This window comes from Roseivivax sp., assembly GCF_054552075.1.
The window spans coordinates 40,733-63,662 of record NZ_JBTOLZ010000006.1 but is presented as its reverse complement, the minus strand read 5'-3'; the positions used below and the strand labels follow the sequence as shown (position 1 = coordinate 63,662).

Here is a 22,930-nt window from a genome sequence, read left to right as displayed (position 1 = left end):
AAGGAACCAGACGCCACATGGCTCAGAACGCATCTATGGAGGAATTCGAGGCCCTCCTGAACGAAAGCCTCGAAATGGACACGCCCGACGAGGGCTCTGTCGTCAAGGGCAAGGTCATCGCCGTCGAGGCGGGCCAGGCCATCATCGACGTCGGCTACAAGATGGAAGGCCGCGTCGAGCTCAAGGAATTCGCCAACCCGGGCGAATCCGCGGACATCACCGTCGGCGACGAGGTCGAGGTCTATCTGCGCGCGGCCGAGAACGCCCGCGGCGAGGCCGTCCTCAGCCGCGAGATGGCACGCCGCGAGGAAGCCTGGGACCGTCTCGAGAAGGCCTATGCCGACGACGCCCGCGTCGAAGGCGCGATCTTCGGCCGCGTCAAGGGCGGCTTCACCGTCGACCTCGGCGGCGCCGTGGCCTTCCTGCCGGGCAGCCAGGTCGACGTGCGCCCGGTGCGTGACGCCGGCCCGCTCATGGGTCTCAAGCAGCCGTTCCAGATCCTCAAGATGGACCGTCGCCGCGGCAACATCGTTGTCTCGCGCCGCGCCATCCTCGAGGAGAGCCGTGCCGAGCAGCGCGCCGAAGTCATCGCCAACCTCGAAGAGGGCCAGGCGGTCGACGGCGTGGTCAAGAACATCACCGAATACGGCGCCTTCGTCGATCTCGGCGGTGTCGACGGCCTCTTGCACGTCACCGACATGGCATGGCGCCGGGTGAACCACCCCTCCGAGATCCTCTCGATCGGCGAGACGGTCAAGGTGCAGGTCATCAAGATCAACCGCGAGACCCATCGCATCAGCCTCGGCATGAAGCAGCTGCAGGAAGATCCCTGGGATCTGGTGGGCGCCAAGTACCCGCTGTCCTCGGTCCACACCGGCCGCGTGACCAACATCACCGACTACGGCGCCTTCGTGGAGCTGGAGCCGGGTGTTGAGGGTCTGGTGCACGTCTCCGAGATGTCCTGGACCAAGAAGAACGTCCATCCGGGCAAGATCGTCTCCACCTCCCAGGAAGTGGACGTCATGGTTCTCGAGATCGACCCGGCCAAGCGCCGCGTGTCGCTGGGTCTCAAGCAGACCATGCGCAACCCCTGGGAAGTCTTCGACGAGCAGTTCCCCCCGGGCACCGAGGTCGAAGGCGAGGTCAAGAACATCACCGAATTCGGTCTGTTCATCGGCCTCGAGGGCGACATCGACGGCATGGTCCACCTTTCGGACCTGTCCTGGGAAGAGCGCGGCGAGGACGCGATCCAGAACTACCGCAAGGGCGACGTGGTCAAGGCGGTGGTCCAGGAGACCGACACCGAGAAGGAGCGCATCTCGCTCTCGATCAAGGCACTGGGCGGCGACAAATTCGCCGAGGCGACCGGCGGCGTGAAGCGCGGCTCGATCGTCACCGTGGAAGTGACCGCGATCGAGGACGGCGGCATCGAGGTGGAATACGAGGGCATGAAGTCCTTCATCCGCCGCTCCGACCTGTCGCGTGACCGCGCAGAGCAGCGCCCCGAGCGCTTCTCGGTCGGCAACAAGGTGGACGTCCGCGTCACCAACGTCGACATGAAGTCGCGCCGCCTGGGTCTGTCGATCAAGGCTCGCGAGATCGCCGAAGAGAAGGAAGCGGTGGAGCAGTACGGCTCCTCGGATTCCGGTGCATCGCTCGGCGACATCCTGGGCGCGGCGCTCAAGCAGAACGACGACTGATCGCCCCGCGATCATCGCACGAGAAAGGCCCCGGTCCCCGCGACCGGGGCCTTTTTCTTGGCCGAATCGCCCGAGCCGCCCCCGGCCGGTGGCCTTGCCGCCCATGCGCCCGCGGGGCGCGCTCATGGCGCGATTTCCGCCAAGTATGCGGATTCGCGACCCAAAACCGGCAGGAATTGGTTTCGCGCTCGCCCGCCCCGCCCTATAGTCGTGGGAAACAAACACGCGACAACTGCGTGTGCCTGGGAGGGATGAGGGATGATCCGATCGGAACTGATCCAGAAGATCGCGGATGAGAATCCGCATCTCTATCAACGTGACGTGGAGCGGATCGTGAACACGATCTTCGAAGAGATCATCGGCGCCATGGCGCGCGGAGACCGGGTCGAGCTGCGCGGCTTCGGCGCCTTCTCGGTGAAGAAGCGCGACGCCCGCACCGGGCGCAACCCGCGCACCGGCGAGGCGGTCGAGGTCGAGGAAAAACACGTCCCCTTCTTCAAGACCGGCAAGCTCCTACGCGACCGGCTGAACGGAAAGGCCTGAGCCCCCATGAGATACATTCGTTACGCCTTCCTTGCCGCCGTGGCGGTGGTGCTGATCGCCGTGGCGCTGGCCAATCGCGGCCTGGTCACGCTGCAGCTCCTGCCCGGCGACCTGGCCGAGCTTCTGGGCGTGCAGCACTCGGTGTCGCTGCCGCTGTTCCTGGTGATCTTCCTCGGCATCGTCTCGGGGCTGATGCTGGGCTTCGCCTGGGAATGGCTGCGCGAACACAAGCACCGCGCCGAGGCGGCGCAGAAGAACCGCGAGGTGCGCCGGCTCGAGCGCGAGCTGAAGCGCACCCAGAACGAGCGTGACAAGGACAAGGACGAGGTGCTCGCCATTCTCGATCAGGCGAGCTAGACCCCGGGTCCGGGCAGGGGTGCGCCCGCGCGCGCCCCTTGGCCCTTCGCCGTGACGACACAAGACAAGCAGGATCCGCCCCGTGCCCGATGTGCGCGTGAAAATCTGCGGGCTGACGCGCGAAGCCGATGTCGCCGCCGCCGCCGAGGCGGGCGCGGCCTACCTGGGCTTCGTCTTCTTCCCGAAATCCCCCCGCAACGTCGAGGTCGCCCAGGGCCGGGCGCTGGCGCTCTCGGCGCCGATCGGCCGCGCCAAGGTCGGGCTTTTCGTCTCGCCCGAGGATGCGCTTCTGGACGCGGTGCTGGCGGAAGTGCCGCTCGACATGATCCAGCTGCACGGCCGCGAAAGCCCCGAGCGGGTGGCCGAGATCCGCGCCCGCATGGGCCTGCCGGTGATGAAGGCGCTGGGGGTCTCTTCCGAGGCCGACCTCGCCGAGGTCGCGGCTTATGGCCGGGTGGCCGACCAGCTCCTGATCGACGCCAAGGCGCCCGCGGGCGCGCCGCTGCCCGGCGGCAACGGTCTGGCCTTCGACTGGCGGCTGGTGCAGGGGCGGCGCTGGCCGGTGCCCTGGATGCTCGCGGGCGGGCTGACGCCCGAGAACGCGGGCCGCGCGGTCAGCATGACCGGGGCGGTGCAGCTCGACGTGTCGTCCGGCGTGGAGTCCGAGCCGGGGCTGAAGGATGCGGGCAAGATCCGCGCCTTCATCGAGAGCGCCCAGGGCGCGGGCGCGGTGCCGCGGCTCTGAACCGGGGCGCCCGCGGGGCTCTCTGACGGCAGTTTTATCTTGCGATCCCGGGGCGTTCCCCGCTCAATCGTCCTCGATCAGCGCCAGGACCGCCTCGGGCGGCCGCCCGATCGCGGCGCGCTCCTGGCCGATCAGCACCGGGCGTTCGATCAGCTTGGGATCGGCGGCCATGGCGGCGAAGAGCGCGTCCTCGCTGCTTTCCCGGGTCAGCCCGGCGGCCTTGAAGCCCGCCTCTTTCACCCGCACCATCTCGATCACCGGGCGGTCGAGCTTGGCCGCCAGGGCGCGCAGCTCCTCCTGGTCGGGCGGCGTGTCGAGGTAGCGGCGCAGGTTCAGCGCCACGCCGCGCTCCTCCAGAAGCGCGAGCGCCGCGCGGGACTTCGAACAGCGCGGGTTGTGCCAGAACTCTAGAGCCATGCCGCGCGCCCCGTGCCCCGGGCCTCGGCGACCGAGGCGAAGCCCTCGGCGGCGAGCCGCGCGTCCAGCCCCTCGACGATCTCACGCACGAGGCCGAGCCCGCCGTAGACCAGCGCGGTGTAGAGCTGCAGCGCCGAGGCCCCGGCGCGGATCTTCTCGAAGGCGGTCTCGACGGTCTCGATGCCGCCGACGCCGACCAAGGGCATCCGCCCTTCGGTCAGCTCCGAGAGCCGCGCCAGCACCCGCGTCGAGCGGTCGAAGAGCGGCCGGCCCGAGAGCCCGCCGACCTCCTGCGCCTGGGGCGAGATGAGCCCTTCGCGCGAGAGCGTGGTATTGGTGGCGATGATCCCGTCGACGCCCGCCGCCGTGGCGACCTCGGCCACGTCCTTCAGGCCCTCGGGGTCGAGGTCCGGCGCGATCTTCAGGAAGATCGGCAGCCGCCGGGGCAGGGTGTCGCGGGTCTCGAGCACCCCGGCCAGAAGCGCCGCCAGCGCCTCCTTGCCCTGCAGGTCGCGCAGCTTCTCGGTGTTGGGCGAGGAGACATTGACCGTCGCGAAATCCAGCGTCGCGCTGGTGCGCGCCAGCACCCGGGCGAAATCGCCCGCGCGGTCGGCGCTGTCCTTGTTGGCCCCGAGGTTGAGCCCGATCACCGCGTCGCGGGGCCGGGTCTCGAGCCGGGCGGCGATGCTCTCCATCCCGTCGTTGTTGAAGCCGAAGCGGTTGATCGCCGCGTGATCCTGCGAGAGCCGGAAGAGCCGCGGGCGGGGGTTGCCCGGCTGCGGGCGCGGGGTGGCGGCGCCGACCTCGAGAAAGCCGAAGCCCGCGCGCGACAGCCCGCGCAGCGCCTCGGCGTTCTTGTCGAAGCCCGCGGCCAGGCCCAGCGGGTTCGGCAGCCGCAGCCCGGCCAGCTCGCAGGCCAGCCGGTCCGAGGTCAGCAGCCCCGGCGAGGGCGCGACGCCGGCGCGGAGCGCGGTCAGCGCCAGCCCATGGGCGCGCTCGGGGTCGACGCGGTGCAGGAGGGCCATGCCGGCGCGTTCGGTGAGCCTCATCGCGGGGTCTCCGGTCTGGCGGCGGGGCAGGGGCGGCGCCGCGGGGTCATCGCATCTCGGGCGGGAAGACGTGGCCCTCGGGGCCGAGCGGCAGATCCGCCACCCAGAGCGCCTGGTCGCGGCGGAGCGGCGCGTAGAGATGCGGAAAAAGCTGCCCTCCGCGCGAGGGCTCCCAGCGCAGCTCGGGCAGGCTTTCGGCGTCATAGGCCAGGAGCTTCAGCCCCTCGGCGCCGGCGAAATGCTTGGCCGCGGTCTCGGCGGCCTGTTCGGCGGTGGAGAAATGCACGTAGCCGTCGGCCAGGTCGATCGGCGCGCCGCCGGTCTCGCCCTCGGCCTCGAGCGCGGCCCATTCCTCGGCGCGCAGGATCTTGTAAATCAGCATGCCGCGGACATGCCGGGTTCGCCGGGGTCGGTCAAGACCGCGCGCGGGGCAAGGGCGGCGCCACGGCAGCTTTGACAGAGCGCCGCGCGCGTAGCACGATCAAATCACGATCCTTCCGACAGAGAGGTTTCCATGTCGATCCGACTTCTTTCCGGCGTTGCCGGGCTCGCGCTTGTCGCGGGCGCGGCCCAGGCCGAGTATACAATGACCATTCTTCACACGAATGATTTCCACGCGCGGTTTGAGCCGATTTCCAAATACGATTCGACCTGCGCGGCAGAGGACAACGAGGCCGGCGAATGCTTCGGCGGCTCCGCGCGGCTCGTGACCGCCATCGAGGCGGCGCGCGACCGGGTCGAGAACCCGCTGCTGGTCGACGGCGGCGACCAGTTCCAGGGCACGCTCTTCTACACCTACTACAAGGGCAAGCTCGCCGCCGAGATGATGAACCAGATGGGCTACGACGCGATGACCGTGGGCAACCACGAGTTCGACGACGGCCCCGAGGTGCTGCGCGGCTTCATCGATGCGGTCGAGTTCCCGGTGCTGATGTCCAACGCCGACGTCAGCCAGGAGCCCGAGCTCGCCGATGCCATCATGAAGTCCACGGTGATCGAGAAGGGCGGCGAGAAGATCGGCCTCATCGGTCTGACGCCGCAGGACACCGACGAGCTGGCGAGCCCCGGCCCGAACGTGATCTTCACCGATCCGGTCGACGCCGTGCAGGGCGAGGTCGACAAGCTCACCGAGGCGGGCATCAACAAGATCGTGGTGCTCTCGCATTCGGGCTACGGGGTCGACCAGCGGGTCGCCGAGGAGACCACCGGCGTCGACGTGATCGTCGGCGGCCATTCCAACACGCTCCTGGGCGACATGGACGGTGCCGCGGGCCCCTATCCCACCATGGTGGGCGAGACCGCCATCGTGCAGGCCTATGCCTACGGCAAGTTCCTGGGCGAGCTCTCGGTGACCTTCGACGACGCGGGCAATGTGACCGAGGCGTCGGGCCAGCCGAACCTGCTCGACGCCGCGGTCAGCGAGGACGAGGCCACGGTGGCGCGCATCTCCGAGGCGGCCGTGCCGCTCGACGAGATCCGCAACGAGGTGGTGGCCGAGACCGAGGCCGCGATCGAGGGCTCGCGCGACGTCTGCCGTGCGATGGAGTGCCAGATGGGCAACCTCGTCGCCGACGCCATGCTCGACCGGGTGGCCGACCAGGGCATCGAGGTCGCCATCGCCAACTCCGGCGGCCTGCGCGCCTCGATCGACGCGGGCGAGGTGACCATGGGCGAGGTGCTGACGGTGCTGCCCTTCCAGAACACGCTCTCGACCTTCCGGGTCTCGGGCGCGGTGCTGAAGGAGGCCTTGGAGAACGGTGTCGGCCAGATCGAGGAAGGCGCCGGCCGCTTCCCCCAGGTCGCGGGCATGAGCTTCACCGTGGATGCCGCCGCCGAGCCCGGCGCGCGGGTCTCCGAGATCATGGTCGGCGGCGCGCCGCTCGAGGCGAACAAGATGTACGGCGTGGTGTCGAACAACTACGTCCGCAACGGCGGCGACGGCTACCGGATGTTCATCGACGCCCAGGACGCCTATGACTTCGGCCCGGACCTGGCCGATGTGACGGCGGAATACCTGGCCGAGAACGGCCCCTATGCGCCCTATACCGACGGGCGGATCACGATGAAGTAAGGCGCTGGCGGGGGGCTTTTGGGGCCTCCCGTCGTGCGGTTTTGGGCCCCCGCCGGTTGGCGGGGGTCTTTTTTGTTTGGGGTTCTTGGGGTAGGGGCGCGTGGCTTTGGGGATGAGGGGCTTTCAAGAGGAAGGCGCTGGAGGCCTGTATTGGTGACGCTTGAGCGCGAGTTGGACGGGAGACGTCTAGCGCCCGCCCAATCCCGGCACTTGCGCAGGCAAACCCCAGTCGCCGGCTGGACTAGCAGTCCCGGCCGCCCAGCACTCCGCCTCAAATCCCAACCCAACCTCACCACCCCACGCCCCCCCCTTGCGCCCGAACAGCGCCGCAGGCGCCGGGCGCGCGCCTGGCCGGCCCCTCGGCCTGGCGCTCTTGTGGGTGGCGCGCATCGCTCGTCTTGTGGAGGAACATGGCCGCCATAAAGCGCTGCCGCTCGTCTGTCGTAGCGCCAGTCCCCGGCCCGGCGCGCGCCCGACGCCCGCTCGGGGAGAGTAGGACACGGCGCGGGGGAGAAGGAGACCGTTGGCCCGTCCTCTCACCGTGACAGCGCTCGAACCGGAAAGCCTGCTGGTCTGAGCGACGATCGCATCCGGCGCGCGTCCGCCGCCCGCTTGGGAAGGGCCATGGCGCGCGCCACTCGCACAGGCAACGCCGCCCGCCGCCCGCCACAACCGGCTGATCAGCCGCAACCAAACCCATCCCCCCACATTCCCCCGCCAAGGGGGATTTCCCCGCGCCCTGCGCTTGGGTAGACCTGTCGGAAAGGGCGGCCCGCCGCCCGGCAGACAGCCCTCAGACAGACCGGCACCGGCCCGACCGGGGGCCGCAGCCCGGCGGAGATCCATGGTCAGCGTTCAGGAACAATACGAGGCCTATCCCTACCCCGAGCGCGACCCCGCCGAGGAGGCGCGCCGGCTGATCACCGGCTCGCCCTCGCATCCCCTGGAGATGGACCATTTCCTCTGGGGCGGCACCCGCGACTGGTCGCGCGAGATCCGCATCCTGGTCGCCGGGGGCGGCACCGGGGACGGGCTCATCCAGCTCGCCCAGGTCCTGACCAGCGCCAGGCGGCCCTACCGGATCACCTATCTCGACCTCTCCGAACGCGCCCGCGCGGTGGCCGAGGCCCGGGCCGAGGCGCGCGGGCTGAGCGGGATCACCTTCCACCAGGCGAGCCTCCTCGATGCGCCGGACTTCGGGCGCTTCGACTACATCGACTGCTGCGGGGTGCTGCACCATCTGCCCGAACCCGACCAGGGCTTCCGGGCTTTACGCGCGGCGCTGGCGCCGGGCGGCGGGGCGGGGATCATGGTCTATGCGCCCTATGGCCGCTCCGGGGTCTACCCCCTGCAGGAGGCCTTCGGCGCGCTGTTCGAGGGGTTGCCGCCCGAAGCCCGGCTCGAGCGCGCGCGGCAGATCGTGGCGGCGCTGCCCGAGGGCCATCCCTTCCGCGCCAACCGCAACCTCGTCGATCACGAGCAAAGCGACGCGGGCTTCTACGACCTGCTCCTGCACAGCCAGGACCGCGCCTATAGCGTCACCGACCTCGCCGAGGCGCTGGCGCGCACCGGCTGGCAGCTGGCGAGCTTCGCGACGCCGGCACTTTACGAGCTGGAGCGGATCACCCCCGAGGGCGCCGATCTGCCGCCGCTCGACCGCGCGGCGCTGGCGGAGAAGCTGCGCGGCACGCTGAAGCTGCACAACGCCTACCTGGTGCCCGGCAATGTCACCCCGCCGAAACCCGCCGAGGGGCGCTCGCTGACCCGGGTGCCGCATCTGCGCGGGCTCGATCCGGCGGCCCTGGCGCGGGCGGTCTCCGACGGCAAGCGCCCGGCGCTGACCGCCGGCGGCACGCGGGTGCCGCTGCGGCTCGAGCCGCGCGCGGCCCCGCTCATCGCCGCCATCGACGGGCGCCGCAGCCTGGCCGAGATCGCCGCCCGCGCGCGGCTCGATCCCCTGGCCTTCGGCGGGCTCTGGCAGGGCGTCGAGGCGCAGCTCGCGCCCTGGGGGGTGCTGCTCTACTCGGGTCTTCTGCGGAGGGCCGACTGATGTGCGGGCGCTTCGCCGTCACCCTGCCGCAGGACGCCATGGCGCAGCTTTTCGAGGCGCGCCCGGCCAACGACCTGCCGGAGGTGCCGAACTACAACGTCTGCCCGACGAATCCGGTGCATGTGATCCACCTGGGCGAGGCCGGGCGGCAGCTCGAATCCATGCGCTGGGGCTTCATCCCGCATTGGTACAAGGCGCCGAACGACGGGCCGCTCCTGATCAACGCCCGGGCCGAGACCCTGGCCGAGAAACCCGCCTTCCGCGCCGCCGCGCGCAGCCGCCGGGCGCTGATCCCGGCGACGGGCTTCTACGAATGGACCAAGGATGCCGAAGGGGTGCGCTACCCCTGGTATATCACCCGGCAGAACGGCGCGCCCCTGGCCTTCGCGGCCCTTTGGCAGGACTGGGAGGCGGAGGGCCAGCACCTGCGCACCGCCGCCATCGTGACCTGTGCGGCCAATGAGCAAATGGGGCGGATCCACCACCGGATGCCGGTGGTGCTGGCGCCAGAGGATTGGGCGCTCTGGCTGGGCGAAGAGGGCAAGGGCGCGGCGCCCCTGATGCGCCCCGCGCCGGAGGAGACGCTGACCGCGCATCGGGTCGACCGGAAGGTGAACTCCAACCGCGCCGCGGGCCCGGAGCTGATCGAGCCGATCGAGGACTGAGGGGCGGAGCGGTCGCAAAGTGGTGGCCGGGGCAGGGCGCGGCGGTAAGCGGCCGCCGGGGCAGGGCGCCGCCAAGCGGTCGGCGGGGCAGGGCGACCGGCTGTCTTTTTTGCGACAGGGCCCGCGCGGGGCGCGCGCCCCGGCAGAATGTTCTCGCTGGAGATCCGGTTGGCACTCAACGCGCGGCCGGCGCTCAAGTCAGGGCAGCCGCCCGAATCGAGGCCACCGCTTTCGGCGGCCCCGTTATTCTCTGAAACCCTGTCACGGGCGGCCTCAGCGCCCGGAGAACGCCGCCCGCTTACGGCTGCGTCGTCGCGTCGGAGACCCCGGCGTCATCCTGCGTGGACTGGGTGTCGTCGAGCGCGCCGTAGCCGGTCTGGCCGTCGGGCTCGGGGCGGAACATCGCCTCCCAGTCGTAGCCGTCGGGATCGCCGTCGCCGTCGGTGTCCACATCCGGCGCGCCATAGGTCGCCGTTGCGGTGGCGTCGCTGATCGGGCTGCCGCCGTCATCGAGGAAATCCGGCGCGGCCTCCTCGGTCTCGATCCGGCCATAGGCCACGATCTGCTCGGTGGTGGTGTCGACCGGCTCGACCGCGTCCACGGTCTCGCCCGCGGCGGTGCCCTCGCTCAGCATCTGCACGTCCGGCACCGAGTTGTCGAAATCGCGCGTCACCACCTCGCCGGTCTCGTCGGTCACCGCGAGGATGAAGGCCTCGCCCGGCAGGACCAGCCCGGTCGACCAGCTGCCGTCGAGCGCGGTCGCGGCCATGGGCACGTCGGAGGCGTTGTAGAAGCGCACCGAATCCTCGGGGCCGGCATGGGCGACCTCGGGGAAATACCCGTAGCCCAGCATCACCACCTCGAAGGTCTCGGAAATACCGTTGGATTGCGCAGCGGCCATCGTCCCGGACAGCATCGCCGCCGAGAGCGCCGCGGTTGTCAGCGTCTTGCGAAGCATAAGCCAGCTCCTCGAACTCGCACCTGGCCCCCGCCAGTGACATCAGAACCAAAGTCGCTACCCCGGGATTGCGGCGAAAATGTGGCTTCGGGGGGCTGGGGGGAGGCCTGGCGGGCGCGGCGTGGCCGGGGTGGCACAGGATGGGGGAGGCAGGGCCGACCTTACCGGAGGGACCGGGCGCGCGGCGCCGGGCCCGGGGCGGACAGGGCGAGAGGCCGGGCGCCAAGGCCCGGGCGCCCTCGCCCCGCGCAGACCACCGCGGGCGCCCCGCCACAACCGCTTGACCGTGCCGGGCGCATGGCATAGGCGAAGGACATGCCCGGGCGGGCATGGTGAAATGGTATCACACGAGCCTTCCAAGCTCTTGGTGCGGGTTCGATTCCCGCTGCCCGCTCCAGCTTCCCCCCGATCCCGCAAAGCCGCCCAAAAACCCGCGAGAGGGGCAAAAAGGCCGCGGCGCCCGCGCTTGAAGCGGCGGGGCTTACCTGCCAAAACCAGCCTCGTTCAACACGCGGAGGGCCGATGGCGCGCGAGGGCAGCAACGGACAGGGCTCGGACGAGCGCGCAAGGTCGAAACGGCTCGGAACGCTGGGGCGGCTCTGGCCCTTCGTGCGGCCCTACCGCGGGCTTCTGAGCGCCGCGCTCCTGGCGCTGACGCTGACCGCGGCGGTCTCGCTGGTGCTGCCCATGGCGGTGCGCCGGGTGGTCGACAACTTCGAGGGCGGCGAGGCGGCGCTGCTCGACCGCTACTTCATGGCCGCGCTGGTGATCGCGGGGCTCCTGGCCCTGGGCACGGCGCTGCGCTACGCGCTGGTCACCCGGCTCGGCGAGCGCGTGGTCGCCGACATCCGCATGGCGGTCTTCGACCGGGTCATCGGCCTTTCGCCGGCCTTCTACGAGAAGATCATGACCGGCGAGGTCCTGAGCCGGATCACCACCGACACCACGCTGATCCTCTCGGTCATCGGCTCCTCGATCTCGATCGCGCTGCGCAACCTGTTGATCTTCGCGGGCGGGCTGGCGCTGATGCTGGTCACCTCCTGGAAGCTGACGCTCATGGTGCTGCTGATCGTGCCCCTGGTGGTGGTGCCGATCCTGACGCTCGGGCGCAAGCTGCGCCGGCTCAGCCGCGAGAACCAGGACTGGATCGCGGCCTCTTCGGGCAATGCCTCCGAGGCGCTTCTGTCGGTGCAGGCGGTGCAGGCCTTCACCCACGAGGCGATCTCGCAGCGGGCCTTCGCCGATGTCACCGAACAGAGCTTCGACGCCGCCCGGCGGCGGATCTGGACCCGCGCGCTGATGACCGCCATCGTCATCTTCCTGGTCTTCTCCGGCATCGTCGGCGTCCTCTGGATGGGCGCCTGGGACGTCCGCGCCGGAGAGATGAGCGTCGGCGCCCTGGTGCAATTCGTGATCTACTCGGTCATGGTCGCGGGCTCGGTCGCGGCGCTTTCCGAGGTCATCGGCGAGCTGCAGCGCGCCGCGGGTGCCACCGAGCGGCTGGTCGAGCTTTTGGAGACCGAGGACGCCATCCGCGAGCCCGAGACGCCCGCGCGGCTCGCCGAGCCGGTCGCGGGCGCGATCGGCTTCGAGGAGGTGACCTTCGCCTATCCCGCCCGGCCCGAGACCTCGGCGCTGGATGCCGTGTCGCTGACCATCAAGCCCGGCGAGACCGTGGCGCTGGTCGGCCCCTCGGGGGCGGGCAAGAGCACGATCATCCAGCTTCTCCTGCGGTTCTACGACCCCGACGCGGGGCGGATCACGCTCGACGGGCAGGGGCTCGAGACGCTGGCGCGCGCTGACTTCCGCCGCCATGTCGCGCTGGTGCCCCAGGACCCGGTGATCTTCGCCGCCTCGGCGCGCGAGAACATCCGCTTCGGCCGCCCCGAGGCCAGCGACGCCGAAATCGAGGCCGCCGCCCGCGCCGCCGCCGCGCATGACTTCATCGCCGCCCTGCCCGAGGGCTACGACAGCTGGCTCGGCGAGCGCGGGGTGATGCTCTCGGGCGGGCAGAAGCAGCGCATCGCCATCGCCCGGGCGATCCTGCGCGACGCGCCGGTGCTGCTTCTGGACGAGGCGACCTCGGCGCTCGATGCCGAGAGCGAACGCGCGGTGCAGGAGGCGGTGGACCAACTCGCGGAAGGGCGCACCACGATCATCGTCGCGCACCGGCTGGCGACGGTGAAGAAGGCCGACCGGATCGTGGTCATGGAGGGCGGCCGGATCGTCGCCACCGGCCACCACGACGCGCTGGTCGCCGAGGGCGGGCTCTACGCCCGGCTGGCGCGGCTGCAGTTCACCGACGGGATCGCGGCGGAGTAGCGGGTCTGTCCGTCCGGCCGGGCCATCGAGGCCCGTTCGGCCGGAGCGAGGGCGCTGCCCTCGCGCTCCCGGAGTATTTTGTGCCCGGTCAGGCCTGGGGGTGGGCTTGGGTTTTTGGCGTTGGAGCTTTTGGCTTTGGGGTTTGGGCTGGCCATCCGGCCGACCGGGCCATTGAGGCCCGCCCGGCCGGAGCGAGAGCTCTGCCCTCGCGCTCCCGGAGTATTTGGGGCCCGGTCAGGCCAAAGGTGGGTGGCGCTTCGGGGGAGGGGGCGGGCTGTGGACGGTGATGCGTGGGGCGGCGGTGATTTTAGCCGAGGAAGATGCCCAGGATCACCATCATCAGGCCCAGGACCGACAGCAGGAGCGCGCCGAGGTTGATCGGCAGGGCGCGGCGCAGGACTGCGCGCAGCGCCTCGTCGTCGGATGTCGTCCGGCGCGCGCGGGCGACGGTCACGATGGCATAGACGAGGCCCGCGAGCCCCAGGAGCGACAGGGCGGCGCCGCCCCAGATCAAGGCCTCCATGGCAGGTCCTTTCGGCAGGTGATGCGCGTCGAGCCGGTAAAGGATCGCCCTGGCGCCGGCAACCCCCCTTGCCGCGGGCCGGCGCGCAGGCTACCGGAACCGTCACACCGAACAGGAGGCAGTCATGGACGATTCCCAGGGATCGGATCAATACGGGGTCGCGGCGGGCGAGCTGCGCCAGTTCATCGAGCGCTTCGAGCGGCTCGAGGAAGAGAAGAAGGACGTCGCCGAGCAGCAGAAGGAGGTCATGGCCGAGGCCAAGGCCCGCGGCTATGACACCAAGGTGATGCGCAAGGTGATCGCGCTGCGCAAGCGCGAGCCCGACGACATCGCCGAGGAAGAGGCGATCCTCGACATGTATAAATCCGCGCTCGGCATGGGCTGAGGCGCGGCACCTCGCCGGGGATCTGGCGGGGCGGCTGGAGATGTGGCGGCGTCCGGGGAGGGCTCCTGTCCCGTGAGGGGAGGGGGCTGCCGGGCGCCGTTTTTTATGGGGTCTGCGCCGGGGCTGGCAGTGGGGTGCGCCTTTTGCCGGGTCGTGGCGCCTTTTCCCGAGCCTCTGCGCTCAGAGGCCGCCGCCGAGGCGGGCGCGTTCCTCGTTCAGGACCGGCGCGGCGTGGCGGGCGGCGGCGAGCGCCTCGGCCTCGCTTTCACCGCCAAGCGCGCCTTCGGCGACGCGTGCGAGGGCGTAGGTCGGCACCTGGGTCAGCCCGCGCAGCGCGGCGCGCGCCAGGGCCTGCACCGCGAGGTAGAGCCCCTGGGCGCCCAGCACCCCGGGGCCGGGGGCGGGCGTGCCATGCGCGATCTCGCGGCAGGCCTCGGCGTCTTCGGAGAGGTAGCTGCGGCAGATCATCGGGCGGGCCTCGTAGATCCGGCACATCCGGGTCTCGGGGTCGAGCGCCGGGCAGGCTTTGGGCATCCAGTCGCGCCCGTCGGGCTGGCCCGCCAAGGGCGCCAGCGCGGCATGCACGCGGCGGGCCTCGGCCTCGAGGATCACCCCGCCGTCGGGGCCCGAGAGCACGCAGCACCAGGCGCAGCCCGCCGAACAGGCCGCGCGTGCGGCCGGGCCGCCGGGGCGGGTCGCCTGGGCCTCGAGTTCGGCGCCGCCGATGCGCAGCGCGGCATGGCCCGCGCGCAGGGCCTTGGCGGTGGCCTCGAAGCTCTGGCCATGGGCCTCGGCGGTCTCGAGGTAGAGATCCAGCATCTTGCGCGCCCGCGCCATGGCGCCGCCCTGGCCGCCGGGCAGGCTGACCCGGCGCACCGCCTTGCGCAGGCCGGGGATGTCGCGGGGCGGGCGGGTCTTGCCGGGGCTCATGGGGCGAGGAACCTCAGCCCGTCGACGCCCGCCACCACGCGCATGTCCTCTTCGTAGAGATCGCTCAGCCGGGCCACCCGGTCGCCGTCCCAGCCGGGCAGGTCGAGCTCTTCCTCGAGGGCCTCGTCCTGGGCGTATTTGTCGAGGAAGGCCAGCATCACCCGGCGCTTCTGGCGCTCGGTCATCGTGGGATGCATGTGCAGATAGGCGCGGAAGCGCTTCATGCCCTCGGCGGCCATGATGTCGTGCAGCAGGTCGAAGGCGCCGCGCAGCTTGCGGCTTTCGTCGAAGTCCGCGGCGGCGCGCAGGATCTCGCCCCAGATGATCGGGGAATCCTCGTTGCACCAGACCGTCAGCGGCACGTCGGGATGGGCCGCGCGCAGCCGCGTGATCAGCTCCGACCAGCGGAAGGCGTCGGGGTCGGCCCCGTCGAGGAACTCGGCGAAATCCTGGGCCGCGCCCTCGCGGTAGGCGTTCTGCAGGAACCCCGAGGGGTCGCGCAGGCCCATGAAAACCTCCAGGCTGTCGCCCTCGAACAGCGTCTTGATGACCTCGATGCGCTCCTCGGCCTTGCGGTAGGGGCGGCCGCCCTGCATGGCGAGCTTCGGCACCGAGAAGAAGTTGGGATGGCTGAGCACGATCCGCGAGACGCCCTCTGGGTCCTCGTCGAGCAGCCCGTCAAGCAGCACCTCGCGGGCTTCGGGTGCGGGCGCGCCGCCGGCGAGCCGATGCGCGGCCTCGGACAGAAGCGTGCGGTAGCGGCTGGGGCCGGGCACCGCGACGCCCGCCTCGCGCAGGAGCGGCGCGTTGCGCTGCATGCCCTTCAGGAAGCGGCCCTCGTCGGTGAAATGCACGCCCGTATGGAGAATTACCTGCATGGATCGGGACTTGTCCTCGTTCCTCGGTCTCGAACTATACGGGCTTTGGCGACGAGCGAAACCATTTCCCGAGGGCCTGCGGGCCAGGCGCGGGCGGGTGTCGCGGCGGGGCCTCGGAGGCCCCCTCGGGCTCAGCGCACCACCACCTCGTCGTGGCGCAGGAGCCCCAGCACCTCGCGGGCGCGTTCGTCCAGAAGGTCGAGGTCGAGGTAATCGTCCGAGAGCCGCCGGGTCAGGTTCTCCATCCGCGCGACCTCGGCTTCGAGCGCGGCCAGCTCGGTCTCGAGCTCCTTGGCCTCGACCTCGATCTCGGCACGGCGGAAGATGCCGTAGTCGCCCTGCACCGCGGCAAAGGCGAAATAGGCGCCGACCGAGATCAGGAAGGCGAAGAACAACAGGCCGCCGAGGGCGGGACGGGAATGTTTGGTCATGGCTCTGCCTCGTGCAGCACCTCTGACGGGTGCATGGCGCGACTATGCCACGCGCCATGCCCTTGGGGAATCCGGATAATCGCGGGTGTTACCCCAATGCCGCAACGCCCGGCAGGGTCTTGCCCTCCATCCACTCGAGGAAGGCCCCGCCGGCGGTCGAGATATAGGAGAACCGCTCGGCGGCGCCGGCCTTGTTGAGCGCCGCGACCGTGTCGCCGCCGCCCGCGACCGAGGTCAGCTCTCCGGCGGCGGTGCGCGCCGCGGCGTGATCGGCGGCGGCATTGGTGGCAGCGTCGAAGGGGGCGATCTCGAAGGCGCCGAGCGGGCCGTTCCAGATCAGCGTGGCGGCGCGGTCGATGACCTCCTTGACGTGGGCGATGCTGTCGGGCCCGGCGTCGAGGATCATCGCGTCCGCCGGGCAGGCCTCGGCCTTGACGACCTCGTGGGCGGCGCCGGCCTTGAACTCGCGGGCGACGACCACGTCGCGCGGCAGAAGGATCTCGCAGCCGCCCGCCGCGGCCTTCTCGGCGATCTCGCGGGCGGTGCCGGTCATCTCGTGCTCGCAGAGCGACTTGCCGACGTCGATGCCCTGGGCGGCGAGGAAGGTATTGGCCATGCCGCCGCCGATGATCAGCATGTCGACCCGGGCGATGAGGTTGGACAGCAGGTCGAGCTTGGTCGAGACCTTGGCCCCGCCGACCACCGCGGCCACCGGGCGCCGGGGATCGCCGAGCGCGGCCTCGAGCGCGGAGAGCTCGGCCTCCATCAGCCGCCCGGCGCAGGCGGGCAGGTGATGGGCGATGGCCTCGGTCGAGGCATGGGCGCGATGGGCCGCCGAGAAGGCGTCGTTGACGTAGACATCGCCGAGCTTGGCCATCTCGGCGGCCAGATCGGCGTCGTTCTTCTCTTCGCCGGCGTGGAAGCGGGTGTTCTCGCAGAGCAGCACCTGGCCCGGGGTCAGCGCCTCGGCGGCGGCCTCGGCGGCGGGGCCGCGGCAGTCTGCGACGAAGACCACCTCGGCGCCGAAGGCCGCCTCGAGCGCGGGCACCAGCGGCGCCAGGCTCATGTCCTCGACGACCTGGCCCTTGGGCCGGCCGAAATGCGCGAGCAGGATCGGGCGGCCGCCCTTGTCCAGGATGTCGCGGATCGTCGGCGCGATGCGCTCGATCCGGGTGGCGTCGGTGACGCGGCCCTCTTCCACGGGCACGTTGATGTCGACCCGGGTCAGCACCCGCTTGCCGTCGAGATCCATCTGGTCGAGTGTCTTCCAGGCCATGTCATCCTCCGTTCGAGATGCCTTGCGCGGTGCATCGCAAGCGCGCGCCCCGGCGTCAACGCCTGCCTTGCGGGGCGGCCATGGCAGGGCTACCTAGGGCGCGACAGAGATGAAGGAGACGCGCATGGCCGATATCAAGGATCCGGAAAACACCATTCTCATCGAGCTGAAGGATGGCACCGTCACCATCGAGCTGCTGCCCGACGTGGCGCCGCAGCACGTCGCCCGCATGAAGGAGCTGGCCCGCGAAGGCGCCTATGACAACGTGGTCTTCCACCGGGTGATCGACGGCTTCATGGCGCAGACCGGCGATGTGGCCAACGGCAATGCCGAGGGCGATTTCAACCTGCGCATGGCCGGCACCGGCGGCTCGGACAAGCCCGACCTGCCGGCGGAGTTCTCCAAGCTGCCGCACGACCGCGGCACCATCGGCGCGGCGCGCAGCCAGAACCCGAACTCGGCGAACTCGCAGTTCTTCATCAACTTCAAGGACAACCACTTCCTGAACGGGCAATACACGGTCTACGGCCGGGTGGTCTCGGGGATGGAGCATGTCGATGCGATCACCCGCGGCGAGCCGCCGGCGAACCCTGACCGGATGCTGAGCATGACGGTGGCCGCCGATGCGTAAGCTCAGCGCGCTCCTGGCGCTTGTCGCCGCCGGCCCGGCCTTCGCCACCGGGATCGAGATCGACGTCGCGGGCGAGGGCGCCAATGGCACCGTGGTGATCGACCTCTTCGAGGAGGTCGCGCCCCAGCATGTGACCCGGATCACCGAGCTGGCCGAGGCCGGTGCCTATGACGAGGTGGTCTTCCACCGGGTGATCGACGGCTTCATGGCGCAGACCGGCGACGTGGAGTTCGGCAAGGCGGGCGGCGACCTGCGCATGGCGGGCCGGGGCGGCTCGGACCTGGCCGATCTGCCGGCGGAGTTCTCCGACCTGGCCTTCGAGCGCGGCGTGGTGGGCATGGCCCGCGCGCAGTCGCCCGACAGCGCCAACTCGCAGTTCTTCATCATGTTCGCGCCGGGGCCCTTCCTCGACGGCCAATACACCGTCGTGGGCGAGGTGACCGAGGGTATGGAGGTCGTCGACGCCATCACCCGCGGCACCGGCCCGAACGGCGCGGTGACCGGCACCCCCGACCGCATGGAGGCCGTGCGCGTCACGGAGTGACGGGTAGGGGTAGAGAGATCGGGAAGGGGCCTCCTGCGGGGGGCCCTTTTGGTTTGTGGGGGATGGAAGTCAGCTTGGTTGGACTGCGTAACGGTCCGGCGGTTTTCAGGACGTCGCTGGGGTCGGGGATCTAATGACCCCTCGCCGGTCCAAGGCCGCTCACGGCCACATCTGCGCCGCGTGCAGAACGCGCAGCACCCGCACCGTCGATGCGTCCTCGGCATAGACCACGATGTAATTGGGTCGGACGACCAGTTCCCGCGTGCCCTCGACCCGGCCCGGGCGGCAGCGCTTCGGATGCGCCGGGAGCTGCGCGACCTTGGCCTCGATCTCATCCAGCAGGGCGGTGGCGCGCTCCGGGCTGTCGTCCGAGATGTAGTCGACGATGGCCATTAGGTCGCCCACCGCGCTGGCCTGCCATATCAGGTCAGGCACGACGCTTCTTGTCGATCGCCGCGCGCGCCTCTTGCATGACCTGATCGTGCGGCGTTGCCGGGCGCGGGTCGGCCAGCGCCTCCTGCACCTTGGCTCGGAACCAGGCGTCGTATCTTTCCGGGTCCGCGGTCAGCCCGGCCGGCAGGCCGCCCTCGGCGGCGACCCGCGTCAGAAGGATGCGCACCGCATCCGAGAGGGTCAGACCGACATCCGAGAGGGCCTCGGCGGCCTCCGCCTTCAGGCGGTCGTCGACGCGGACGTGCAGCATCGAGGTTTGAGCGGGCATGGCGGGGTCTCCTGTGTGGTGCCGGAAGTGTAGGTCTCAATTGAGATACACTCAAGTTTTTGCGGTGGTTTGGTGCGTTTGGTGGCCGGGGCTGACGAGCGCCTGGGGAATGGAGTTCCAGCGGTCCAAGGTGGGCGTCATCGCTGGGCCTTTCGGCGCGGGCAGGGCGGGCGGCCCTGAAAAGACGCCTCATCTCAGCGCATTAACCGCAATCCCCAACGCTACCGCCGCGCCCCCGCGCCAAAATCCACTCCACCCTACTTGATAATGAATATTCATTATCATACCTGCCCCTCACCCAGGAAAGGACAGGCCATGCCGCCCAACAGCAAGGATCGGACCCGCAGGAAGCTGCAGGACGCGGTGGTCGCGGAGACCGTCGAGCACGGCATCGCGGCGATCAGCGTGGCCGGGATCGTCAAGCGGGCGCGGGTCTCGGCGGGCACGGTCTACGTGCATTTCGCCGACAAGGACGACATGCTCCGGCAGGTCTACCTGCAGCTCAAATCCGAGTTCCACGACAGCGTCACCCGCGGCCGGGACCAGGCCGACAGCGCCGCTCTGGTGCGCGAGATGTGGTTCGGCATGTTCGACTTCGTGCGGACCCGGCCGCAGGACTTCCTGTTCCTCGAATACGCCTCGAGCGCCAAGCTCCTGCTGCCCGAACAGCAGGCCGTGGCCGACGGCTATGCCGCCGACATCGCGGCGCTTCTGCGGCGCGGGGTCGAGGACGGCACGCTGGCGCCGCTCGAGGACGGGCTCCTGTCGCTGCTCCTGGTGGCGCCGGCGCTGCACCTCGCGCGCGGGGCGGTCATCGCCGGCCAGCCGATCACCACCGAGATCATCACCCGGACCTTCGAGAGGGTCTGGCTCTCCATCGCCAACACCCAAGGATCAGGACAGATCACATGAGCAAAGTCATCCTCGTCACCGGCACCTCCACCGGCCTCGGCGTCGCCATCGCGACCCAGGCTGCGGCGGCGGGTCACCGGGTCTATGCCAGCATGCGCAACACCGACAAACGCGGCCAGCTCGACGCCGCCGCCGAGGCCGCGGGCGTCGCGCTCGAGGTTCTGCAACTCGACGTGCAGGACAGCGCCTCGGTCACCGAGGCGGTCGAGACCGTGGTCCGCCGCGAGGGCCGCATCGACGTGCTGATCAACAACGCCGGCATGGGCTACGTGCGCAGCCTGGAGCAGGCCGAGGAGGCCGATCTCGAGCGCATCGTCGACATCAATTTCACCGGCGTCATGCGCTGCACCAAGGCGGTCATGCCGCATATGCGCGCGGCCCGGAGCGGCCATGTGATCAACATCACCTCGGTCGGCGGGCTGGTGGGCCAGCCCTTCAACGAGGTCTACTGCGGCGCGAAATTCGCCGTAGAAGGGCTGACCGAGGCCATGGCAAGCTACATCACGCCGGCCTTCGGCATCCAGTTCACCGCCGTCGAGCCCGGCGGCATCGCGACCGAGTTCGTCAACACCGTGATGGGCCAGCTCGAGGCCACCGGCGGCCTGCTCGAGGACGAATACCTGCCGGTCCTGCAGCGCTACATCTCGGGCGCGACGGAGCGTCAGGCCTACGGCGCCTCGCAAAGCGCCGAGGAGGTGGCCGAGGTGGTCATGCAGGCGCTCTCCGCCGAGGAGCCGCCGCTGCGGATCCGCACCTCGGAATGGTCCGAGGAGTTCACCCGGCTGAAGACCGGCCTCGACCCCGACGGTCTGAAGCAGCAGCGCGCGGTGGTGGCGCAGTTCCTGCCGTGAGGCTCTAGAGCCCGGACGGATTGGGCCGCCTGGGCCTTTTTGCGAGGGTGCGGGGGCGTCGCGCGGCGGGTAACGGCGGGGCAGGGCGGGCGCATCGTGCTTCGGTGAGGGCGCGCGGCGGTTCCGCTCGGCGCCCGATCGCGACAAGGGGGCGGTCCCTCGGTGAGTCATTGAAGCTGTGCGGCGCTTCGGCCGCGCCCAATCGCAGCCCGCGGGCGCTCTCCGGGCGCCACGACACCCGCCCCGCCGCCGATCCCGCCTGCTCTCACGTGATCACATGGCCGTGCCGGCGATTGCGCGGACCCCCGCCCGGGGTGCTTCATGGAGACCACCAAGGGAGGATCGTCACATGTTGCGCGCCTTAGTTCTCTGCCTCTTCGTCTCGACCGCCGCCGCCGCCGCCGCCGATCCCGGCTTCTGGCGCAGCGAATGGCCCGAGACCGATTTCTCCCGCGCCTCGGTCGGCAGCTGGTCCGAGATCATCTCGGGCGGGCCGGGCAAGGACGGGATCCCGGCGCTCTCCGATCCGAGCTTCGTCGCGGTGGGCGGGGCGCGCCTCGAGCCGCGCGAGCCGGTGATTACCGTGGCACTCGAGGGCGCCACGCCACGTGCCTACCCGCTGCGCTATCTCACCTGGCATGAGATCGTGAACGACCGCATCGGCGGGCTGCCGGTGGCGGTGACCTATTGTCCGCTCTGCAATTCGGCCATGGTCTTCGACCGCCGGCTCGGCGGGCGGGTCTTGAGCTTCGGGGTGACCGGCAAGCTGCGCAACTCCGACATGGTGATGTATGACCGGCAGACCGAAAGCTGGTGGCAGCAGGCCCTGGGCGAGGGCATCGTCGGCGAGATGACCGGGCGCGAGCTGCGCCAGCTGCCCTCCTGGATGGAGAGCTTCGCGGCCTTCCGCGCCGCCCATCCCGAGGGTCTGGTCATGGCGCAGCCCGCCTATCCCCGCGACTACGGGCGCAACCCCTACCAGCGCTACGACAGCTCCAAGCGACCGTTTCTCTATTCGGGCGATCCGCCGCCGCATGGCATCCCGGCGCTGGAGCGGGTGGTGCGGGTCGGAGACCGCGCCTGGCCGATGACCCGGCTGGCCCGCGAGGGCCGGATCGAGGAGGCCGGCGTGACGCTTCTCTGGGCCGACACCCAGGCCTCGGCGCTGGACACCGCGCGAATCGCGCAAGGCCGGGACGTCGGCGCGATCCGGGTCCGCGACGGACGCGGGCGGGACGTGGCGCATGACGTGCTGTTCGCCTTTGCGTTTCATGCCTTCTGGCCGGAGGGGCGCTGGATGCTGGGGAGGTGAGGGGGGCTGGGTGTGTCGCGGTATTAAGCGTGGAGGCGAATCCCGGCCTGGTACTGGACTAGCCGTGGAGGCGAACCTCGCAGTTGCCTCGTGGTCCGAGCCGTCGCCGCCTCGACGCCCTTCCTGACCTGACCCGTCCTGGCGCGCCCTCCCGGGGCCACACCCCGGCACTCCCTTCACAATGAAAGGGCGCGCGCCGGACCGGGGGCCGGCGCTGCTGACCTCTGAGCTGCGTGCTTTATCCCGGCAAGGTCAGGGCTAGCGGCAATCTATGCGCTTCGCCCACAAGAGCGCCGGCCCAAGGGGCCGGTCCGGCGCGCGCCCGGCACCTTCGGTGCTATTCGGGCGCAAGAGGGGCAATTGGGAAGGGTGGCGCGTCGGGCGAGATCGGGCTGCCGCCTTGGGGAGCGCGCAAAGGTGCGGGGAAATGTAGGCGGGGGCGGGAAATGACTTCTCACCCGTCGCCCAACGACGCCTCACCCACGCCCAAAGCGCGCGCCCAACGGCGCCTTACCTGGGTCGAAAACCCGCGCCCGGCGCAAACCCCAGCGAACGCCTCACCAACGCCCGCACCAAGCGCGAAAGCCCACGCCCGGCTCAACCCCAAGCGCACACCTCACCAGCGCCCGCACCAAGCGCGTAAACCCACGCCCGGCTCC

General features: G+C 70.3%; 25 protein-coding genes and 1 tRNA gene. 15 read left to right on the top strand and 11 right to left on the bottom strand.

Features of this window, described 5'->3' with window-relative positions; genetic code table 11:
• The first annotated feature begins 17 nt into the window (after positions 1-17).
• The 4 genes from rpsA (at position 18) to ACX938_RS06605 (ending at position 3,345) form a co-directional block, all read left to right on the top strand.
• Entirely contained in the window at positions 18-1,700 is a 1,683-nt protein-coding gene (gene rpsA, locus ACX938_RS06620) for a 30S ribosomal protein S1 (RefSeq protein ID WP_232753350.1), read from the top strand.
• A gap of 258 nt (positions 1,701-1,958) precedes the next feature.
• Complete coding sequence (gene ihfB / locus ACX938_RS06615) at positions 1,959-2,243, top strand: integration host factor subunit beta (RefSeq protein ID WP_459430452.1); 285 nt, start codon at positions 1,959-1,961, stop codon at positions 2,241-2,243.
• Positions 2,244-2,249: 6 nt separating this feature from the next.
• Positions 2,250-2,600: a LapA family protein gene (locus ACX938_RS06610; RefSeq protein ID WP_459430451.1), complete on the top strand. Its 351-nt coding sequence runs from the start codon at positions 2,250-2,252 to the stop codon at positions 2,598-2,600.
• An 82-nt stretch (positions 2,601-2,682) separates the two neighbouring features.
• The gene (locus tag ACX938_RS06605; protein ID WP_459430450.1) at positions 2,683-3,345 is read left to right on the top strand and encodes a phosphoribosylanthranilate isomerase; all 663 of its coding nucleotides are present in this window, start codon (positions 2,683-2,685) and stop codon (positions 3,343-3,345) included.
• 63 nt (positions 3,346-3,408) lie between these two features.
• Here the strand turns inward: ACX938_RS06605 and arsC are convergent, their stop codons facing one another.
• Genes arsC through ACX938_RS06590 form a run of 3 tightly spaced genes read right to left on the bottom strand, consistent with a single transcriptional unit; the run spans position 3,409 to position 5,193 of the window.
• Positions 3,409-3,762 carry an arsenate reductase (glutaredoxin) gene (gene arsC / locus ACX938_RS06600; protein WP_459430449.1) on the bottom strand — a complete coding sequence of 118 codons (354 nt, stop codon included), beginning with the start codon at positions 3,760-3,762 and terminating at the stop codon, positions 3,409-3,411.
• Positions 3,753-4,811: a quinone-dependent dihydroorotate dehydrogenase gene (locus ACX938_RS06595; RefSeq protein ID WP_459430448.1), complete on the bottom strand. Its 1,059-nt coding sequence runs from the start codon at positions 4,809-4,811 to the stop codon at positions 3,753-3,755. The genes arsC and ACX938_RS06595 overlap by 10 nt, the downstream gene beginning before the upstream one ends.
• A 46-nt stretch (positions 4,812-4,857) precedes the next feature.
• Positions 4,858-5,193, bottom strand: coding sequence for a DUF952 domain-containing protein (locus ACX938_RS06590; protein WP_459430447.1), 336 nt, complete (start codon positions 5,191-5,193; stop codon positions 4,858-4,860).
• Between the two features lie 132 nt (positions 5,194-5,325).
• Here ACX938_RS06590 and ACX938_RS06585 point away from each other — a divergent pair, with 132 nt between their 5' ends.
• The 3 genes from ACX938_RS06585 to ACX938_RS06575 all read left to right on the top strand — a co-directional run bounded on the left by ACX938_RS06585 (position 5,326) and on the right by ACX938_RS06575 (position 9,597).
• Positions 5,326-6,882, top strand: coding sequence for a bifunctional metallophosphatase/5'-nucleotidase (locus tag ACX938_RS06585; RefSeq protein WP_459430446.1), 1,557 nt, complete (start codon positions 5,326-5,328; stop codon positions 6,880-6,882).
• Positions 6,883-7,726: 844 nt separating this feature from the next.
• Positions 7,727-8,932 (top strand): class I SAM-dependent methyltransferase, encoded by a 1,206-nt coding sequence (locus ACX938_RS06580; RefSeq protein ID WP_459430445.1) that lies wholly within the window; start codon positions 7,727-7,729, stop codon positions 8,930-8,932.
• A complete protein-coding gene (locus ACX938_RS06575) occupies positions 8,932-9,597 on the top strand; it encodes an SOS response-associated peptidase (RefSeq protein ID WP_459430444.1) in 666 nt (221 codons plus the stop codon). The genes ACX938_RS06580 and ACX938_RS06575 overlap by 1 nt, the downstream gene beginning before the upstream one ends.
• 298 nt (positions 9,598-9,895) lie before the next feature.
• Here the strand turns inward: ACX938_RS06575 and ACX938_RS06570 are convergent, their stop codons facing one another.
• Positions 9,896-10,555, bottom strand: coding sequence for a hypothetical protein (locus ACX938_RS06570; RefSeq protein ID WP_232753360.1), 660 nt, complete (start codon positions 10,553-10,555; stop codon positions 9,896-9,898).
• Positions 10,556-10,878: 323 nt separating this feature from the next.
• Between ACX938_RS06570 and ACX938_RS06565 the strand changes: the two genes are divergently transcribed.
• Together ACX938_RS06565 and ACX938_RS06560 are read left to right on the top strand one after the other, a co-directional pair.
• A tRNA-Gly gene (locus ACX938_RS06565) sits at positions 10,879-10,952 on the top strand.
• 125 nt (positions 10,953-11,077) lie between these two features.
• A complete protein-coding gene (locus tag ACX938_RS06560; protein ID WP_459430443.1) occupies positions 11,078-12,877 on the top strand; it encodes an ABC transporter transmembrane domain-containing protein in 1,800 nt (599 codons plus the stop codon).
• Between the two features lie 307 nt (positions 12,878-13,184).
• On the opposite strand, the gene ACX938_RS06555 is transcribed toward ACX938_RS06560, so the two are convergent.
• Positions 13,185-13,400, bottom strand: coding sequence for a hypothetical protein (locus tag ACX938_RS06555; protein WP_459430442.1), 216 nt, complete (start codon positions 13,398-13,400; stop codon positions 13,185-13,187).
• A gap of 124 nt (positions 13,401-13,524) precedes the next feature.
• Here ACX938_RS06555 and ACX938_RS06550 point away from each other — a divergent pair, with 124 nt between their 5' ends.
• Entirely contained in the window at positions 13,525-13,785 is a 261-nt protein-coding gene (locus ACX938_RS06550; RefSeq protein WP_232753363.1) for a DUF2312 domain-containing protein, read from the top strand.
• Between the two features lie 180 nt (positions 13,786-13,965).
• On the opposite strand, the gene ACX938_RS06545 is transcribed toward ACX938_RS06550, so the two are convergent.
• From ACX938_RS06545 to ACX938_RS06530, 4 genes are all read right to left on the bottom strand, one after another.
• Positions 13,966-14,715, bottom strand: a complete 750-nt coding sequence (locus tag ACX938_RS06545; protein WP_459430441.1) for a YkgJ family cysteine cluster protein — start codon at positions 14,713-14,715, stop codon at positions 13,966-13,968.
• Positions 14,712-15,593, bottom strand: a complete 882-nt coding sequence (locus ACX938_RS06540) for a hypothetical protein (RefSeq protein ID WP_459430440.1) — start codon at positions 15,591-15,593, stop codon at positions 14,712-14,714. Before ACX938_RS06540 ends, ACX938_RS06545 begins: the two co-directional genes overlap by 4 nt.
• Before the next feature lie 131 nt (positions 15,594-15,724).
• Positions 15,725-16,024 carry an FtsB family cell division protein gene (locus ACX938_RS06535; protein WP_232753366.1) on the bottom strand — a complete coding sequence of 100 codons (300 nt, stop codon included), beginning with the start codon at positions 16,022-16,024 and terminating at the stop codon, positions 15,725-15,727.
• Between the two features lie 88 nt (positions 16,025-16,112).
• Complete coding sequence (locus ACX938_RS06530) at positions 16,113-17,300, bottom strand: phosphoglycerate kinase (protein ID WP_459430439.1); 1,188 nt, start codon at positions 17,298-17,300, stop codon at positions 16,113-16,115.
• A gap of 124 nt (positions 17,301-17,424) precedes the next feature.
• On the opposite strand from ACX938_RS06530, the gene ACX938_RS06525 reads away from it, so the two are divergent.
• Both ACX938_RS06525 and ACX938_RS06520 read left to right on the top strand, forming a co-directional pair.
• Entirely contained in the window at positions 17,425-17,931 is a 507-nt protein-coding gene (locus ACX938_RS06525) for a peptidylprolyl isomerase (RefSeq protein ID WP_459430438.1), read from the top strand.
• Positions 17,924-18,475: a peptidylprolyl isomerase gene (locus ACX938_RS06520; protein ID WP_232753369.1), complete on the top strand. Its 552-nt coding sequence runs from the start codon at positions 17,924-17,926 to the stop codon at positions 18,473-18,475. Before ACX938_RS06525 ends, ACX938_RS06520 begins: the two co-directional genes overlap by 8 nt.
• A 159-nt stretch (positions 18,476-18,634) precedes the next feature.
• Here the strand turns inward: ACX938_RS06520 and ACX938_RS06515 are convergent, their stop codons facing one another.
• Both ACX938_RS06515 and relB read right to left on the bottom strand, forming a co-directional pair.
• Positions 18,635-18,910: a type II toxin-antitoxin system RelE/ParE family toxin gene (locus ACX938_RS06515; protein WP_459430437.1), complete on the bottom strand. Its 276-nt coding sequence runs from the start codon at positions 18,908-18,910 to the stop codon at positions 18,635-18,637.
• Positions 18,903-19,196: a type II toxin-antitoxin system RelB family antitoxin gene (gene relB / locus ACX938_RS06510; RefSeq protein WP_459430436.1), complete on the bottom strand. Its 294-nt coding sequence runs from the start codon at positions 19,194-19,196 to the stop codon at positions 18,903-18,905. Before relB ends, ACX938_RS06515 begins: the two co-directional genes overlap by 8 nt.
• Before the next feature lie 315 nt (positions 19,197-19,511).
• On the opposite strand from relB, the gene ACX938_RS06505 reads away from it, so the two are divergent.
• From ACX938_RS06505 to ACX938_RS06495, 3 genes are all read left to right on the top strand, one after another.
• Complete coding sequence (locus ACX938_RS06505) at positions 19,512-20,108, top strand: TetR/AcrR family transcriptional regulator (RefSeq protein ID WP_459430435.1); 597 nt, start codon at positions 19,512-19,514, stop codon at positions 20,106-20,108.
• Positions 20,105-20,959: an SDR family oxidoreductase gene (locus tag ACX938_RS06500; RefSeq protein WP_459430434.1), complete on the top strand. Its 855-nt coding sequence runs from the start codon at positions 20,105-20,107 to the stop codon at positions 20,957-20,959. The genes ACX938_RS06505 and ACX938_RS06500 overlap by 4 nt, the downstream gene beginning before the upstream one ends.
• A 349-nt stretch (positions 20,960-21,308) precedes the next feature.
• Positions 21,309-22,271 carry a DUF3179 domain-containing protein gene (locus ACX938_RS06495; RefSeq protein WP_459430433.1) on the top strand — a complete coding sequence of 321 codons (963 nt, stop codon included), beginning with the start codon at positions 21,309-21,311 and terminating at the stop codon, positions 22,269-22,271.
• The last annotated feature ends 659 nt before the right edge of the window (positions 22,272-22,930 follow it).

What these genes read in the sequence shown, in the direction of transcription:
- rpsA (WP_232753350.1), top strand. Translation starts at nt 18, where the DNA reads ATGGCTCAGAACGCATCTATGGAGGAATTCGAGGCCCTCCTGAACGAA.
- ihfB (WP_459430452.1), top strand. Translation starts at nt 1,959, where the DNA reads ATGATCCGATCGGAACTGATCCAGAAGATCGCGGATGAGAATCCGCAT.
- ACX938_RS06610 (WP_459430451.1), top strand. Translation starts at nt 2,250, where the DNA reads ATGAGATACATTCGTTACGCCTTCCTTGCCGCCGTGGCGGTGGTGCTG.
- arsC (WP_459430449.1), bottom strand. Translation starts at nt 3,762, where the DNA reads ATGGCTCTAGAGTTCTGGCACAACCCGCGCTGTTCGAAGTCCCGCGCG.
- ACX938_RS06595 (WP_459430448.1), bottom strand. Translation starts at nt 4,811, where the DNA reads ATGAGGCTCACCGAACGCGCCGGCATGGCCCTCCTGCACCGCGTCGAC.
- ACX938_RS06590 (WP_459430447.1), bottom strand. Translation starts at nt 5,193, where the DNA reads ATGCTGATTTACAAGATCCTGCGCGCCGAGGAATGGGCCGCGCTCGAG.
- ACX938_RS06585 (WP_459430446.1), top strand. Translation starts at nt 5,326, where the DNA reads ATGTCGATCCGACTTCTTTCCGGCGTTGCCGGGCTCGCGCTTGTCGCG.
- ACX938_RS06580 (WP_459430445.1), top strand. Translation starts at nt 7,727, where the DNA reads ATGGTCAGCGTTCAGGAACAATACGAGGCCTATCCCTACCCCGAGCGC.
- ACX938_RS06575 (WP_459430444.1), top strand. Translation starts at nt 8,932, where the DNA reads ATGTGCGGGCGCTTCGCCGTCACCCTGCCGCAGGACGCCATGGCGCAG.
- ACX938_RS06570 (WP_232753360.1), bottom strand. Translation starts at nt 10,555, where the DNA reads ATGCTTCGCAAGACGCTGACAACCGCGGCGCTCTCGGCGGCGATGCTG.
- ACX938_RS06560 (WP_459430443.1), top strand. Translation starts at nt 11,078, where the DNA reads ATGGCGCGCGAGGGCAGCAACGGACAGGGCTCGGACGAGCGCGCAAGG.
- ACX938_RS06555 (WP_459430442.1), bottom strand. Translation starts at nt 13,400, where the DNA reads ATGGAGGCCTTGATCTGGGGCGGCGCCGCCCTGTCGCTCCTGGGGCTC.
- ACX938_RS06550 (WP_232753363.1), top strand. Translation starts at nt 13,525, where the DNA reads ATGGACGATTCCCAGGGATCGGATCAATACGGGGTCGCGGCGGGCGAG.
- ACX938_RS06545 (WP_459430441.1), bottom strand. Translation starts at nt 14,715, where the DNA reads ATGAGCCCCGGCAAGACCCGCCCGCCCCGCGACATCCCCGGCCTGCGC.
- ACX938_RS06540 (WP_459430440.1), bottom strand. Translation starts at nt 15,593, where the DNA reads ATGCAGGTAATTCTCCATACGGGCGTGCATTTCACCGACGAGGGCCGC.
- ACX938_RS06535 (WP_232753366.1), bottom strand. Translation starts at nt 16,024, where the DNA reads ATGACCAAACATTCCCGTCCCGCCCTCGGCGGCCTGTTGTTCTTCGCC.
- ACX938_RS06530 (WP_459430439.1), bottom strand. Translation starts at nt 17,300, where the DNA reads ATGGCCTGGAAGACACTCGACCAGATGGATCTCGACGGCAAGCGGGTG.
- ACX938_RS06525 (WP_459430438.1), top strand. Translation starts at nt 17,425, where the DNA reads ATGGCCGATATCAAGGATCCGGAAAACACCATTCTCATCGAGCTGAAG.
- ACX938_RS06520 (WP_232753369.1), top strand. Translation starts at nt 17,924, where the DNA reads ATGCGTAAGCTCAGCGCGCTCCTGGCGCTTGTCGCCGCCGGCCCGGCC.
- relB (WP_459430436.1), bottom strand. Translation starts at nt 19,196, where the DNA reads ATGCCCGCTCAAACCTCGATGCTGCACGTCCGCGTCGACGACCGCCTG.
- ACX938_RS06505 (WP_459430435.1), top strand. Translation starts at nt 19,512, where the DNA reads ATGCCGCCCAACAGCAAGGATCGGACCCGCAGGAAGCTGCAGGACGCG.
- ACX938_RS06500 (WP_459430434.1), top strand. Translation starts at nt 20,105, where the DNA reads ATGAGCAAAGTCATCCTCGTCACCGGCACCTCCACCGGCCTCGGCGTC.
- ACX938_RS06495 (WP_459430433.1), top strand. Translation starts at nt 21,309, where the DNA reads ATGTTGCGCGCCTTAGTTCTCTGCCTCTTCGTCTCGACCGCCGCCGCC.